13 protein-coding genes and 1 tRNA gene are annotated in these 14,788 nt (G+C 59.9%); 3 read left to right on the top strand and 11 right to left on the bottom strand.

The window, feature by feature from the left end; translation table 11 throughout:
* Positions 1-38: 38 nt before the first annotated feature.
* The 4 genes from AWR36_RS01960 to hisD are packed head-to-tail and all read right to left on the bottom strand — an operon-like array spanning position 39 to position 3,904.
* The gene (locus tag AWR36_RS01960; RefSeq protein ID WP_067080189.1) at positions 39-803 is read right to left on the bottom strand and encodes an HpcH/HpaI aldolase family protein; all 765 of its coding nucleotides are present in this window, start codon (positions 801-803) and stop codon (positions 39-41) included.
* Complete coding sequence (locus AWR36_RS01955) at positions 800-1,564, bottom strand: alpha/beta fold hydrolase (RefSeq protein WP_067104492.1); 765 nt, start codon at positions 1,562-1,564, stop codon at positions 800-802. Before AWR36_RS01955 ends, AWR36_RS01960 begins: the two co-directional genes overlap by 4 nt.
* 26 nt (positions 1,565-1,590) lie before the next feature.
* Complete coding sequence (locus AWR36_RS01950; protein ID WP_067104415.1) at positions 1,591-2,640, bottom strand: LacI family DNA-binding transcriptional regulator; 1,050 nt, start codon at positions 2,638-2,640, stop codon at positions 1,591-1,593.
* Positions 2,615-3,904, bottom strand: coding sequence for a histidinol dehydrogenase (gene hisD / locus AWR36_RS01945; protein ID WP_067080179.1), 1,290 nt, complete (start codon positions 3,902-3,904; stop codon positions 2,615-2,617). Before hisD ends, AWR36_RS01950 begins: the two co-directional genes overlap by 26 nt.
* Positions 3,905-4,174: 270 nt before the next feature.
* Here hisD and AWR36_RS01940 point away from each other — a divergent pair, with 270 nt between their 5' ends.
* Both AWR36_RS01940 and AWR36_RS01935 read left to right on the top strand, forming a co-directional pair.
* Entirely contained in the window at positions 4,175-5,641 is a 1,467-nt protein-coding gene (locus tag AWR36_RS01940; RefSeq protein WP_067080176.1) for an alpha/beta hydrolase family protein, read from the top strand.
* Complete coding sequence (locus tag AWR36_RS01935; protein WP_067080174.1) at positions 5,638-6,387, top strand: SDR family NAD(P)-dependent oxidoreductase; 750 nt, start codon at positions 5,638-5,640, stop codon at positions 6,385-6,387. The genes AWR36_RS01940 and AWR36_RS01935 overlap by 4 nt, the downstream gene beginning before the upstream one ends.
* Before the next feature lie 29 nt (positions 6,388-6,416).
* On the opposite strand, the gene AWR36_RS01930 is transcribed toward AWR36_RS01935, so the two are convergent.
* Positions 6,417-7,361: an alpha/beta hydrolase family protein gene (locus AWR36_RS01930; protein WP_067080171.1), complete on the bottom strand. Its 945-nt coding sequence runs from the start codon at positions 7,359-7,361 to the stop codon at positions 6,417-6,419.
* A 110-nt stretch (positions 7,362-7,471) separates the two neighbouring features.
* On the opposite strand from AWR36_RS01930, the gene AWR36_RS01925 reads away from it, so the two are divergent.
* Positions 7,472-8,485: an ester cyclase gene (locus tag AWR36_RS01925; RefSeq protein WP_067080168.1), complete on the top strand. Its 1,014-nt coding sequence runs from the start codon at positions 7,472-7,474 to the stop codon at positions 8,483-8,485.
* Positions 8,486-8,526: 41 nt separating this feature from the next.
* Here AWR36_RS01925 and AWR36_RS01920 read toward each other — a convergent pair whose 3' ends face one another.
* The 6 genes from AWR36_RS01920 to pheS form a co-directional block, all read right to left on the bottom strand.
* Entirely contained in the window at positions 8,527-9,534 is a 1,008-nt protein-coding gene (locus AWR36_RS01920) for a nuclear transport factor 2 family protein (RefSeq protein ID WP_067080165.1), read from the bottom strand.
* Between the two features lie 648 nt (positions 9,535-10,182).
* Positions 10,183-10,259: transfer RNA gene (locus AWR36_RS01915), tRNA-Pro, on the bottom strand.
* Positions 10,260-10,387: 128 nt separating this feature from the next.
* On the bottom strand, positions 10,388-10,750 hold the full coding sequence (locus tag AWR36_RS01910; RefSeq protein ID WP_067080161.1) for a MerR family transcriptional regulator: 363 nt from the start codon (positions 10,748-10,750) through the stop codon (positions 10,388-10,390).
* Positions 10,731-11,036, bottom strand: a complete 306-nt coding sequence (ihfA, locus tag AWR36_RS01905; protein WP_067080158.1) for an integration host factor subunit alpha — start codon at positions 11,034-11,036, stop codon at positions 10,731-10,733. The genes AWR36_RS01910 and ihfA overlap by 20 nt, the downstream gene beginning before the upstream one ends.
* A 130-nt stretch (positions 11,037-11,166) precedes the next feature.
* On the bottom strand, positions 11,167-13,554 hold the full coding sequence (gene pheT, locus AWR36_RS01900; RefSeq protein ID WP_067080155.1) for a phenylalanine--tRNA ligase subunit beta: 2,388 nt from the start codon (positions 13,552-13,554) through the stop codon (positions 11,167-11,169).
* 110 nt (positions 13,555-13,664) lie between these two features.
* On the bottom strand, positions 13,665-14,678 hold the full coding sequence (pheS, locus tag AWR36_RS01895) for a phenylalanine--tRNA ligase subunit alpha (protein ID WP_067080152.1): 1,014 nt from the start codon (positions 14,676-14,678) through the stop codon (positions 13,665-13,667).
* Positions 14,679-14,788 lie beyond the last annotated feature (110 nt).

The following is a 14,788-nucleotide window of genomic DNA, read 5'->3' as shown; positions in this document are numbered from 1 at the left end:
GGCACCGCGGCCAGCTGCCTGCAGAACACGGAGGGCGATCAGCCCCCTGCAACTTTGTCCCGCAGCGCCGCCGCCCCGGACAGCATAAAGTTGTGGTCGGACGACAGCAGGAAAACGCTGGCGCCGCGCTCGCGCCAGTGCGGAATTTCAGACAGGTCGCCGACAAACATGCCCACCGGGCAGCCATGCCTGGCGCCGGCCGCACAGATGCGCTCGACCGCTTCGAGCACAACGTCGTCTTTCGGCGACGCCGCCCCGTAGGCCACAGTCAGATCGATACGCCCCACGAACAGGCAGTCGATGCCCTGAACCGCAGCGATCTCATCAATGCACTCCACCGCCTCGATATCCTCGATCTGCGCGAACACCACTGTTTGCGCCGCGCTATCGCGCTTGTGCGCCGGCATCGGCTTGGTGGTATAGCCCGCTGCCCGGGTGGAGCCCGCATAACCGCGGCCGCCAGCGCCGAAGTGGCTAGTCGCCACCACCTCTCGGGCCATGTCGGCAGAAGTCACGTGGGGCACCACCACCCCGGTGGCGCCGCAATCAAGCGCGTTCAGCAGGTGCTCTGGCTGCGTCGACGGCACCCGCACCAGTGACGGCTTGCCGGCGCCACGCAGCGCGAACACGCACTGGTCGACGGCCATGCGGTCAAACGGCGAGTGCTCCGCATCCAGGCACACTACGTCCAGGTCCGTCAGGCCGAGGACCTCGCTCACCATGGAAGACGGGGTTTTCTGGAAAGTACCGACAACCAGCGCCTTGCTCGCCAGCCGCTCCTTGAAATTCTGTTGTGGGCTCACGACGCCACCTCACTTTGTAAAACTTGTTCCAGCCAGCGGCACAGGGCGTCGGCCACCACCTGCGGCTGCTCCATGGGCGCCATGTGGGCGGCATCCGGAACCACCACCAGCTCCGCGCTTGGCAACGCCTCAGCCATGGCCTCGTGCGCCGGCGGCGGGCACAGGACATCCTCTTCCCCACAAAGCACCAGCGCCGGCCTGGCAAAGCCCCCCAGCAGGCCCAGGCTCTCGCTACGGGTACCGAGCGCGCGCGCCTGACGCGCGAACGCCAGCTCACCCACTGCCTCCGCCATGTCCACCACCTCCTGCGCGAGGGCGGGATTGTCGCGATTGGCTGCAGCAAAGTAATTCGGCAGCAACTGCTCGCGCACCAACCTCGCGAGCCCGCCAGACAATGCGCCCGCTACCTGAACCTCGCGGGCAGCGGCACGCTCTGGCAGGTCTTCCCAGTAATTGGTGTCGAGCAGTGCGAGGCCGGCGATACGCTCCGGGGCCTGGCGCAGTACCTCCAACGCCACCATCCCCCCCATGGAAAAGCCGGCCAGAGCAAAGCGCGGCGGTAGTTCCGCCAGCAGGTCGCGGGCCAGGGCCCGCATGGAATCCGCCCCGGTCATACTGCCCACCAGCACCGGCGCCAGCTGACCCAGCGCCGCGCGCTGGTACCTCCACATACGCCCGTCACAGAGGGTGCCCGGCAGCAACACTACCGGCAGCCCGCCGCCTGGGCGCCCGGCAAATGTACTTCGAATGCATTCGTTCATAATTTTTTTACCGCTGTTGGTACCGATCAACGCCGGATGGAACCGCCCGCGCGCAGTACGCCGGAAAAGGTGCGCTTCTCCGGGGGCATCTCCGGATTGTCCACCCGCTCCAGCAGCATGGTCACCACCGCTTCGGCCATGCTCTCCACCGGCTGCGCCACAGTGGTGAGGTTGAAGCTCGCCCAGCTCGCCGCCTTGACACCGTCGAAGCCCACCACTGACACATCCCCAGGCACATCCAGGTCGTGCTTGAAGCGCAATTCGTCCATGCAGCCCATCGCCATCATGTCATTGGCACATACGATGGCATCAGGAACTCGCCCGCACACCTCCACCAGTCGGGACACCGCCCGGCGGCCGGATTCGTAGGTGTAATCACCTGGCACGACCTGCACGTCGGTGACGCCGAGCTCGGCCAGTCGCTGCTTGGCTCCTTCGGTACGCTGCATACTCACCACGGAATCCTTAGGACCGGCAACGATACCGTACAGCTTGTGCGTGCTACTGGCTGCCAGCTGGCTTACCAGCATGCGCTCGCCCTCGGTCTGGTCACAGCACACTGAGCTGACCGGGACATCCTGGTAGGAACGGTTGTAGAAAATCAGCGGCACCCCGCGCTCTTCAAACATGGCGATCTGCTCCGGCGCCAAGTGCGCCGCGGCGATTACGCCGTCGAGGGGGTACTGCCACATCTGCTCGAGAATGCTGCCTACATCGCTCTCCTGGTCGAGGGAGAACAGCAGCACGTGTACACCGCGGGCAATAAAGCGTTTGTTGAGTTCGGACAGGACTTCCGGGTAGAAATTCAGGTTGGAAACCACCACCCCGACCATGTTGGAGCGCCTTGTAATCAGGCCGCGTGCAATGGCATTGGGGCGGTAGCCGAGCTCCTGCACTGCCTTCATCACCCGGTCGCGCATCTTTTTCGACACACTCGCACCAGGTTTGAAACAGCGGGAAACCGCCGATTGGGAAACACCCGCGTGCGCCGCAACATCATAGGACGTCACGCGCGCACGATGTGCACCTGCTTCCTGCAGGGAAGATGCTTTATTCGGAGATTTCTTTTTTACCATAACGGCGAACACGGATGTCTGCCTGCGCCTTGTGGCCAGCAAACCCTTCGAGGGCACACAGGCGGGAGCAGTATTCACCGACCATGGCTGAAGCTTCAGGGGTTACGCGCTGGTAGGTGCAGGTCTTGATGAACTTGCCAACCCAAAGACCGCCAGTATATCTCGCTGCTTTCTTCGTTGGCAAAGTGTGGTTCGTGCCGATCACCTTGTCACCGTAGGAGACATTAGTCTCCGCACCCAGGAAGAGCGCCCCGTAATTGGTCATATTTTCGAGAAAGTAGTTCGGGTCGCGGGTCATGACCTGTACGTGCTCGGAAGCGATCTCGTCGGCCACCTGCACCATCTCTTCGTAGGAGTCACAAAGGATGATCTGCCCATAATCTTCCCATGCCTTGCCGGCCACTTCTGCGGTAGGCAGGGTCTGCAGCTGCTTCTCAATTTCCACCAGCGTATCCTGTGCCAGCTTCTCGGAGTTGGTCAGCAGCACCGCCGGGGAATTGACACCGTGCTCGGCCTGGCCAAGCAAGTCAGTGGCACACAGCTCGCCGTCAACAGTGTCATCGGCAATAACCAGGGTTTCGGTAGGACCAGCAAACAGGTCAATACCTACCCGGCCGAACAGCTGGCGCTTGGCTTCGGCCACAAACGCGTTGCCCGGGCCAACCAGCATGTCTACCGGGGCAATGGTTTCGGTACCGATCGCCATGGCACCGATCGCCTGCACGCCGCCGAAGCAATAGATTTCATCGGCGCCGGCCATATCCATGGCGACAACGATGGCCGGGTTCGGCTCGCCATTGAACGGCGGTGCCGCAGCGATCACTCGCTTCACACCTGCAACTTTGGCGGTGGCAACACTCATGTGCGCGGAGGCCACCAGCGGGTACTTGCCGCCCGGAACGTAGCAGCCAACGCTGTTCATGGGAATGTGCTTGTGCCCCAGAAATACGCCCGGCAGGGTCTCCTGCTCGACATCCAGCATGGAGTCGCGCTGGATCTGAGCGAAGTTGCGTACCTGATCCTGGGCGAAACGGATGTCCGCCAAGGTGGATTTGTCCAGGCGCTCGTAGCACGCCTTGATCTGTTCCTCGCTCAGACGGAAGCTCTCCGGCACCCACTTGTCGAACTGGCCGGAATAGTCGCGCACCGCGGCATCACCACGCTTTTCGATATCACCCAGGATGCCCTCGACGATCTCGCGCACCTTGGTGTCGTTCGTCTGTACGGTTTCCGCATCCATGCCATGTTTCAGGTACTTCGCCATAACTCGCCTCTCGGAATTGTGCTTTTTATGTGGGAAAACCGGATGGTAAACCCTGAATGACTTCGAATGCAATATTCATTGTGGAAAGAATTGCGACTCATTCCGCCCCTGCCGTCAGGGCCCGCTGCAGGCGGATCCAGCACAAATTGACTTCGAAATCATTTTGTTTCAAAGTCGGCTGCTCGCCGGGCACTGCGATATGATGCCCCGAAGTAACGTGGGCACCGCCCGGCAGGCGGAGAGATTTCAACGAGAATAACGGGCCATAAGATGAAGTACGCTTTCCTGACAGTGATCGTACTGATCGCTGCCGGCTGCGGCGGCACCGGCGACAGCAGCCGCAGCGAGCGGCCAGACGCAAGTGCCAACGACCAATGTCCGCACAGCAACCCGGCCGTGTGTATCGATGACCTCGCAGACCTCAGTATCGATAGCCTGCGTGCGCGCCCATACCAGAGCAAACTCGCACTGCTCGAGCGGCCCGCACCTGCCCCCCTGCCCCACGCCGACACCCTGCTCGCCAGTTATGATTCGGACGGTCTGAGGATCTACACGCGCATCGACATCCCCCACGGCACACCGCCCCAGGGAGGCTTCCCGCTTGCTATCTTCAGCCATGGCTGGGTGGGCATCGAGGCCGCGCCCGGTTACCAGTTTGGCCTCAACCACGACTCCTTCTACGGCGAAATCGTTGCCGCGCTGACAGGCGCCGGTTTCGCGGTTCTGAGCCCGGGTTTTCGTGGCCACGGCACGGTGGGTGGGGTCCCCGCTGAGGGCCACGAATTCATGCAGGTTTGGGACAACGGCAGCTACCTGTCGCCGAGCTTCTACGCCATCGACCTGGTCAACTTGCTGGCGGCACTACGCGGCTACGCAGCTCTGGAATGGGCCAGTTACAGTATCGAAACGCCGCGTCTCGACCTCGACCGGGTCAACCTGCTGGGCCACTCCCAGGGCGGGGACGCAGCGCTGACCGCGCTTGCCATCACCGGCGACAATCCCAATACCGGCCAATTCCACGCTGCCTCCATCTGGTCCGGCAACATCCCTGACAAGCTCACCCAGGCCAATACCTTTGGCCCCATGGGCGCCAGCCCACAGGCCTTCCTCGCCGGCGACGGCAGCTGGAACGGCACCGCCACAGACGGGAACGGCCACACCAATGCCGACTTTGTGTTTGGCTTCCCGCCGGACTGGATCGGCACACCGCACCCAGCGGAGTGGACCTGGCAGCGGCAAACCTGGTCGACGGGCACAGTGCTAAAGGCACTCACAGATAAATACCGCCAGATGTATGAGACCATTAATCGCTACGTTCTCAACATCGATGATGCGACCTTCACCATCAGCCGAGACGACAATGGCCAACTGCAGATTGATCATGACCCGAGGATCGCGACCGCACTGGCGTCCGTAAGTGCCTACCCCGCGGCAAAGCACATCTCCGTACCGCTCGCCCTGCACTTCTCTGACCGGGACTACTATTCGCTCCCCGCGTGGAATCAGCGCTTACAGAACAACATCCTGAAAGCTGGCGGCATGGCCTATGCATTTGAGTACCCGGGAACAACACACTCCCTGAAGGTGAGCCAACATGACTGGTTCTCTCCTGCGGGAACCCAGCCAGGCGTCGCCTGCGCCCTGGCCAGAGATGCACTTTTGTTCAACGGCGATAGGCCTGACGCGCGCAACTGCAAAGACTTTAAACAAGTGGAAAAAACGGAGGCAACCCCATGAGTCACCCCCAAGCCCCCTCTCTGGACCTGCGCGGAAAAACTGCACTGGTGACCGGTGCCAGCAAGGGCATCGGCAAAGCTTGCGCCCTCTCACTGGCCAGCTGTCACGCCCATGTGATCACTGTCGCGCGGAGTAAAGGGGACCTTGATACGCTGGTCGCAGAAAGCGGAGGCAGGATCGAGCCTTGGGCCATGGACGTCACGAATCCGGAATTCCTTCGTCGCATTCGAGACCTGAAGTGCCTCGACATCCTGGTCAACAATGTCGGCACCAACAAGCCGATGCCAATTACGGAGGTTAGCGAAGACACCCTTGACCTGATGCTCAATCTGAACGTGCGTGCAGCCTTCCTGTCAGCACAAGCGGCAGCAGAAGTCATGCAGCGTGCCGGCGCAGGCTCAATCATCAACATCACATCACAGATGGGTCATATCGGTGCAGCCAACCGCACAGTTTACTGCATGACCAAGCACGCCATCGAAGGGCTAACCAAAGCCATGGCTGTTGAACTGGCCCCCCACGGTATCCGCGTGAATTCCGTCGCACCAACCTTTATCAGCACACCTCTCACCGCCCCCATGTTTGAGAACCCAGAGTTTTACGCTGAAGTAATCAGTAAAATCCCGCTGGCGCGGGTAGGAAACACAGAAGAAGTCGCAAACGCCGTAACTTACCTTGCCAGTGATTTATCCAGTCTGACCACTGGTGACAGTATTAAAGTCGACGGAGGCTGGACCGCGCAGTAGTTGCAAGTTCGATCTGCGGCCTCTCCATACTAATCAGAGAGGCCGCTGAAGAAATCCAGGTCGCGAGAAACAGCCTGCTCGAATTGCTCTCCCTTTAGGAGATGAGCGTCGGAGTCATAAGTGTGGAGCGTGTATGGAGTACCGGCCAAATAGCGGTCCATTGCTATAACAAGCGAATTTTCCAACGGAGTGACCTGGTCATCCTCTGCATGGTGCATAAGCACCGGCACTTGGAGCTCAGCAAACTCCCGGGAATCGATTGGTTTCACTGCCCGCAGCTCTTCCTCAAAGCGGCGCAGATCAGGCTTACCCAATGAGTGACGGTCCATCCCGCCCTGGGCCTTGACAGCATTTGCCAGAATTCGGGCCCGATAATCCAGGCGGGCCGTCGACCACAGAGAAACCGCCCGCACTCGCGCGTCCATGTGCGGTGCCGCCAGCTGGAGCACGGTACTCCCCATCGAATGGCCGACCGCAAACACTCTGTCAGCGTCAACTTCCTGGAGAGAGAGCAGCCCGTTCAGCGCGCCCAGAAGGTCCCGGGCATACCAGTGCGGGGCAAGAAATCGCTCGGTGAATTCAAAGCCCGCAGACTCGTTGTGACCGCGATAATCCGGCACCACAACCACATAGCCAGCGGCTGCGTAGGCGCCCACCAAACCCCGATAATAATCTCCCGGTCGCGAGGTCTCTCCGCTCCCAATTCTCCCGTAATTCGGTGGATCAGGGTGATAGCCATGCGCAAAAAGAACAACTGGGTGCCCGCTGGAAGGAACGTCGCCGGCAGGCCACAGCAACAGCGCGTGCTGCTGTAACCCATCCACTGAAAATGTTGCCACCTGCCGCTGAAAACCAGAGACTGAGGGCTCCCTTTCACTCAGGGAGAAACCCTCACCGGCAGCGTGTGCGCTTTGCGCACTCACAATATAAAGCAGTCCCACCAGTAGTGGGCCCCATCCTTTAAACGCCAGCATCGCACTCACTCGCCTCCCCGATTATTCGTAACCTCACAAGGTTTTCCCCTGACGCTCCAGCGGGTATGATCCTAGCACCTCTGCATTCGAATTCAATTGGGAGCTTCAACATGCCCACTAACATCCACACACATAACAAGGCCCTGCTTGCCCCTCTCCGGGCTGCCCTATACGACTATGAGCCAAGGGAGGTCAGAAAGCAGCTAGATGCACTGCTGACCATGGATGCTCTGGTGCAGCTAGCTTATCCTTTTGAAACCTTATCCGGCCCTGCCGAGCTGTTTGAAAGAGCGCTCAGCCCCCTGGCTCAGTCAATCCCCGACCTTGAGCGCCGGGACACCATTGTGATGGCAGGTCAGACACCTGCTGGCGCAGACTGGGTCGGCTGCTGTGGCTATTACACGGGTTCCTTTGAAAAACCTTGGCTCGACATTCCCGCCACAGGCCATCAGGTTGCCATGCGCTTTCACGAATTCTACCGGTTTGAAAACGGCCGGGTAATCGAAGTGCAAGCGCTGTGGGACATCCCTGAAGTAATGATGCAGGCGAAGGCTTGGCCGATGACTCCAAGTCTGGGGCGTGAGTGGCATGTCCCCGGCCCAGCAACTCAGGATGGGCTCGCCATCGACTCAAAAGACACCGCCCGGGCAGCTCGCAGCCAGAAACTGGTCCACAGCATGTGTGATGCCCTCGGTAACTATGCGACTGGCGGCGTGGAGGCGATGCAACTAGATAAGTATTGGCACCCCCGGTGCAGCTGGTACGGCCCCTCAGGCATCGGCACAGGTCGGGGGATCCAGGGTTTTCGCAACTGGCATCAAATCCCGTTCCTCAACGGCCTTCCCGACCGTGTAGGAGATGCAGGGGAAGGCCATATCTTTGCCGATGGGGACTATGTCGGTTTTACAGCCTGGCCGGGCATGCAGATGTCTGTGAGCGGAGATGGCTGGCTCGGTATCGCGCCTTCAGGCCGGGAAATCACCATGCGCAGCCTGGATTTTTGGCGCTGTGAAAACGGCATGATTCGGGAAAACTGGGTTCTGGTGGACCTATTGGATGTTTACCACCAACTGGGCGTAGACGTTTTCGCCCGCCTGCGGGAATTTAATAAGGCGCGCCGCTAGGGCGCGCACTGAGGAGCCCGTGGGAGCAAATCGGGAATTCGCTAGGGATTGGCGATTGATCGGGTGCGCTCTAGGATATCCAGACCCTGCTGTTTCAGCCAATATGGGATATCGATCAGCACCCAGTTCTCCACCAGCTTGCCGCCCTCCCGGCGGTACACATCCACTACGCGCATGTCACCGCGCAACTCGCCGCCGGGCAGGCCGAGGAAGCCCCCGGTAGGCGTATTGGACAGGTTCGGCCAACCGAAGAAGCAGGCAAAGTTGCCTTCGGCAAAGCGGCACACATGGCCGTTGAACACCTTGTCTTTTAGCCCCTCACGAAACGGGTACTGATGCTGCTCCTGGTACCGCGGGATAGTATAGGATGCACCGATACCGGCAGGGCCGTACCACACCATGTCCTCGCTCCAGCGCTTGGCCAGCAGATCCGGTGGGCAGCGGTCGTTGCCCGAGACGTTGAGGCCACTGAGGTCCTCGATCATCAGGTTTAGTACCTCCAGGGTCCGGGTGGCCTCTTCGGGCGGGCACTCGTCGAGCAGAATGCCGTCGTGGTTGCGGGGGCCCGGGTAGACAAAGTAATTGCCGGTGGACGGCGGCAGCGGATTGACCCCGACTTGCTGCATGAAGCCGATAATGTCGATCCAAAGGCCGGAACGGGTAATCTTGCCGCCCTTCACACAGTTGAACTCGGCATAGCGCAACATCGCCAGCTTGCGGGTGGCGCGGATGCCCAACCAGTCCGCATCGAACAGGCCCATGAAGTGGCCCATACTCATCACCCAACGGTCACCATCGATCTCGCTGTCACCGGCCATGAACACGTCCTCGCGGCGCTGCATGCGCGCGAGCGAGTGCTTGAGCGGTGCCCACACCTGCTCCGCCACCTCGGAGGCTCCGGCCAGCTCGTTGTAGGGGTAGACACCGTAAAGATGGTAGTCGTCGCTGGTATAGCGCCCCAAGACTTCGGAAACGCCATCCACCGGCGCCGCCTCCATCTCCGCGAAGAACTTGCGAACCAGTGTTTTCTCAGCTTGGAAACCTTTCATTCTGTCCTGCCCTTGTTCACACATCTTATTGGCAATCGCTTGGCGGCTATCAAAGCGGATTTTGCATTCGAAGTCAATCTTGCTAATCTTATTCCAAAACCCGGGCCCAGCGAACGTCAGGAGCCGACTTGCCCAGCAGCGTCCCGGCGATCAGGCCCCGCTTGCCGCAAAGAGTCTGTTGCATTCCCATTATCGCCGCCACTGACGCCTCTGTGTGCTGGCACCAAGCCCCAGATGAGACGAAGACGAAGCTAGAGCAGGACAAAGACACTCCGCGCAACCGTTACAAATTGCCAAGAACCAGGGCGATAACAGAGAATCGATTCGAAAGTGAAATCAGGAAAGCTGTCGAAACTGGAACAACTGACATCCCGCGACTGCTGAGGCAAAGAACAAAATCGACCGGTGAACTGCGAAAGCTGACCACGAATCTCGGAACGAGACAGTCGAGCAAGCTAACGCCCTAGTTTGCGAGTGCCCCGCCTCCACCATCCACCCAACAAACCGATTCGCACAATCACCAACTCACTTAAAAGTAACAATCGTGACTTACAACACCAGTCAAAGCCTGATCAAACTTCTGGACCACATATGGACTTAAGTCTCAGACACAAAAAAGCCCGCTTAAAAGCGGGCTTCTTCTGAAAATGGTCGGAGTGGCCGGATTTGAACCGACGACCACCACACCCCCAGTGTGGTGCGCTACCAGGCTGCGCTACACTCCGACGAAGGGGAATCAAGCGCCTAAAACATTGCTAAGTGCTTGATTTTTAAGGCATCGCATTGCGATGAGGCGCAAATCATACATCAGTGGGCAGGGAATGCAAGCCCGGATTTGTGCCGTTCCGAAACTTTAGTTGGGGGTCTCCAGCAGGGCCAGTACACCTTCCAATTCAGCGATCATCTGCGGCAGAACCTGCTGCAGCTGCACGGTCTGGACCTTCTCGGTGCCTGTCTCCATCTGCAGGCGGGCACCACCGATGGTGTAGCCCTCCTCGTACAGGAGTGCGCGAATCTGGCGGATCAGGATAACGTCCTGGTGCTGGTAGTAGCGGCGGTTACCGCGGCGCTTGACCGGGCTAAGCTGGGGGAATTCCTGCTCCCAGTAGCGCAGTACGTGGGGCTTCACTGCGCAGAGCTCACTGACCTCGCCAATGGTGAAGTAGCGCTTGCCAGGAATGGTTGGCAGTTCGCTGTTATTGCTCGCTTCCAGCATGCTCTTCTACTCGCGCCTTGAGTTTTTGTCCCGGTTTGAACGTCACCACGCGCCGTGCGGAGATCGGGATCTCTTCGCCGGTTTTGGGATTGCGGCCAGGCCGCTGGCTTTTATCCCGCAGGTCGAAATTGCCGAAACCGGACAGCTTCACCTGTTCGTTGTTTTCCAACGCATTGCGGATTTCCTCGAAGAAAAATTCGACGATCTCCTTAGCTTCACGCTTGTTGAAGCCCAGCTCTTCGTACAGCTTTTCGGCGAGCCCGGCCTTGGTCAGTGCCTCTGTCATTGGTTCCTACCAATAAATTCAGAGGCGTCGACTCCAGATCGGAAGCGGCCCAAACCGCGGCGGCTTTCAACCCGGTAGCAGACGCTCTCGGGGTGCCATGCAACCTGCACCCCGGAGCGTTAATGCCGGATCAGCGCAAGCTGGCGTTGTATTTTTGTTCTAGTTGTTTGACTACCGCATCAACGGCGGCATTGATTTCGTCGTCGTTAAGGGTGCGCGACGGATGCTGAAAGGTCAAGCCCATCGCAACACTTTTTCTATTGAAATCAATACCTTTGCCCTGATAGACGTCAAAAATCTTGAGGTCCGTCAAAGTTTCGCCGGCGGCTTCAGCCGCGGTCTCCACCATGCTGGCGGCCGGAACATCGGCGTCGATCAGCAGGGCCAGGTCGCGACGCACCTCCGGGAAGCGCGACAACGGCTGGAATGCCGGCAGAGCGGCCTCGCCGAGGGCCTCGAGACTCAGCTCAAAAAGGTACGCGGTCTTTGGCAGCTCCAGCTTCTTTTGCAGCTGCGGGTGCAGTGCGCCGACAACGCCCAGATCGCGACCATCGCGGGTAATGCTCGCGGTCTGGCCCGGGTGCAAGGCACTGTGCTCGCCGGCCTGGAACTGGAATTCCACCTCGCCGAAGTGCGCCAACAGGGCCTCTACGTCACCCTTGATATCGTAGAAGTCGACAAGGTCCTTACCACCGGCCCAGCTCTCGCCCTGACGACCTCCGTAGATCACACCGGCGATCATGGGCTCCTGACGCAGCTCCTCACCAGACGGAACGCCGCCCGGAACAAACCGCAGGCCGGTTTCGAACAGACGCACACGGCTCTGCTGGCGATTAAGGTTGTACTGCAGCGCCTTGCACAGGCCCGGCATCAGGCTGGTACGCATCACCGCCAGATCAGCGCTGATGGGGTTCTGCAGGGCTACCGGCTCTGCCTTCGGGTCGAAGAGTGCGGCGGAATCGCGGTCGATAAAGCTGAAGGTGATCGCCTCGTGGTAACCGCGGGCCAGCAGAGTCTGCTCCAGGGCTTCCAGGTCTACCTGGGATTCCTCCTGCGGCACGATATCCAGGGCTGCGGTAAAGCTTTCGCTGGGGATACGGTTGTAGCCGTAGACGCGGGCCAGCTCTTCCAGCAGGTCGGCCTCAATGGCCAGGTCAAAGCGGAAGCTCGGCACGAGGAAAGTCCAGCTGTCAGCCTCCTCACCGATTTTCTGCAGGCCGAGACGGGTCAGGATATCGACGATCTCGTCATCGGCGATCTGTATGCCCAGGGCAGCGGCAACCCGCGCGCTGCGCAAGTTGATGTGGCGCTCGGCCGGCATGGCTTCTTCCAGCTCCCGCAGGTGCACGGGGCCGGGCTCACCACCGACGATATCCAGGAGCAACTGGGTGGCGCGCTCGACCGCCTGCTCCTGCAGGCGATAATCGACACCGCGCTCGAAGCGGTGGGAGGAATCGGTGTGCAGACCATAGGAGCGGGCCTTGCCGGCGATGGCCAGCGGATTGAAGAAGGCGCTCTCCAGGAAAATGTCGCGGGTCTGTTCTGAAACTGCAGACTCTTCACCGCCCATGATGCCGGCCATGGCGAGAGGCTTTTTCTCATCGGCAATCAGCAGGGTGCCCTCTTTCAGCTCCACTTCCTGACCGTCCAGCAGAGTGAGCTTCTCACCGCTCTCGGCAAAGCGCACCTTGATGCCGCCATCCAGCTTGGCCAGGTCGAAGGCGTGCATGGGCTGACCCAGCTCCAGCAGAACGTAGTTGGTCACGTCCACGACCGGATCGATGCTGCGCAGGCCGCTGCGACGCAGGCGCTCCTGCATCCACAGGGGTGTTTCCGCCTTTACATCGATGTTGCGAATCACACGGCCCACATAACGCGGGCAGGCGTCGCCGGCCATCAGGGAAACAGGTACGCTGTCATCCAGCTTGGCCGCCACCGGCGCCATCTCCGGACCCTGTACCGGGCAGCGATTGAGTACGCCTACTTCGCGCGCAATACCGGCGATGCCGAGGCAATCGGAGCGGTTCGGGGTCAGGTCCACCTCAACGGCCTCGTCTTCCAGCTGCAGGTATTCACGCAGGTCCTGGCCGGTGGACGCATCGCTGGGTAGTTCCCAGATACCGTCGCTGTCTTCACCCAGCTCCAGCTCGGTCTGGGCGCAGAGCATGCCGAAGCTCTCGACACCGCGGAGCTTGGCCTTCTTGATCTTGAAATCACCGGGCAGCTTGGCGCCGACCAGTGCAAAAGGAATTTTGATACCGACGCGGGCATTGGGCGCACCGCAGACGACCTGCATCTCACCTTCCGGGTGACCGGCAACTTTACAGACGCGCAGCTTGTCCGCATCGGGGTGCTGCTCGCAGGCGAGAATCTCACCCACTACCACGCCGGAGAATTCCCCGGCGACCTTTTCAATACCATCCACTTCCAGTCCGGCCATGGTGATCTGGTCGGCCAGTTCCTGTGCGGTCAGTTGCGGGCTGACCCATTCCCGCAGCCAGGCATTACTGAATTTCATAATCGATCTCTTTCTCTTATTTCCTTGAGCACCAGGTATTCAATCTTCTGGCGCCGCGCTGCCCGGTTATTTCGGGGCTGCGCATCAGCATTGGTCTCTGTTTCCGGGCGTTAAAACTGCTTGAGGAAACGCAGGTCGTTATCGAAAAACAGGCGCAGGTCGTTGACGCCGTAACGGAGCATCGCCAGGCGCTCGACGCCCATACCAAACGCAAATCCGGAATAGGTTTCGCTGTCGATATCACAGGAGGCGAATACATTGGGATGCACCATGCCGCAACCCATTACTTCCAGCCAGCCGGTGCCGGAACACACGCGGCAACCCTCACCACCGCAAGCGGTGCACTGGATATCCACTTCAGCAGACGGCTCGGTGAACGGGAAATAGGACGGGCGGAAACGCACCGGCACGTCGGCCTCGAAAAAGGCCTTCAGGAACTGGTCTACACAGCCTTTCAGGTGTGCAAAGCTCACGCCCTTGTCCACCACCAGGCCTTCTACCTGATGGAACATGGGGGAGTGGGTCACATCGGAATCACAGCGGTAGACGCGCCCCGGGCAGATAATCCGGATCGGCGGAGCGGTCTTCTCCATGGTGCGGATCTGCACCGGGGAAGTGTGCGTGCGCAGAACAGTGGACGGATCGATGTAGAAAGTATCGTGCATCGCCCGCGCCGGGTGATGCGCAGGGATATTGAGCGCTTCGAAGTTGTGGTAATCGTCTTCGATCTCCGGCCCTTCTTCTACGGAGAAACCAAGGCGCACGAACAGCTTTTCGATACGGCGCAGGGTGCGGGTAACGGGGTGCGCACTGCCCTGCTCCTCACCACGGCCCGGCAGGGTTACGTCGATGGTTTCCTCGGCCAGCTTGGCGGCAATGGCAGCCTCTTCCATCTCGGCGCGGCGCGCGTTGATCTTTTCCTGTACCTGCTGTTTGGCTTCGTTGATCTTGGCACCGGCGGCGGGGCGCTCTTCCGCGGAGAGCTTGCCCAGACCTTTCAGCAGTGCGGTGAGATGGCCTTTCTTGCCCAGGTAGTCCACGCGCACCTGATCCAGTGCCGGCAGGCCGTCCGCCTGCTCCACCAGCTCGAGGGCCTGTTCAGTGAGGGAATGCAAATCTTGCATGGAGTCGTTTCCGTCTGAATAAATGCGTTCTTTTTAGCGAATCGCCCGGGCTTCATTTCCGGGGCACCTCGGCGCCACTAATTCTGAGCGGCACCGGAAATCCTATAAAA

Source organism: Microbulbifer flavimaris (genome assembly GCF_001641755.2).
GTDB lineage: Bacteria > Pseudomonadota > Gammaproteobacteria > Pseudomonadales > Cellvibrionaceae > Microbulbifer > Microbulbifer flavimaris.
Note: the sequence above shows the minus strand (reverse complement) of the source record. Positions and strands in the feature narration are given on the sequence as shown.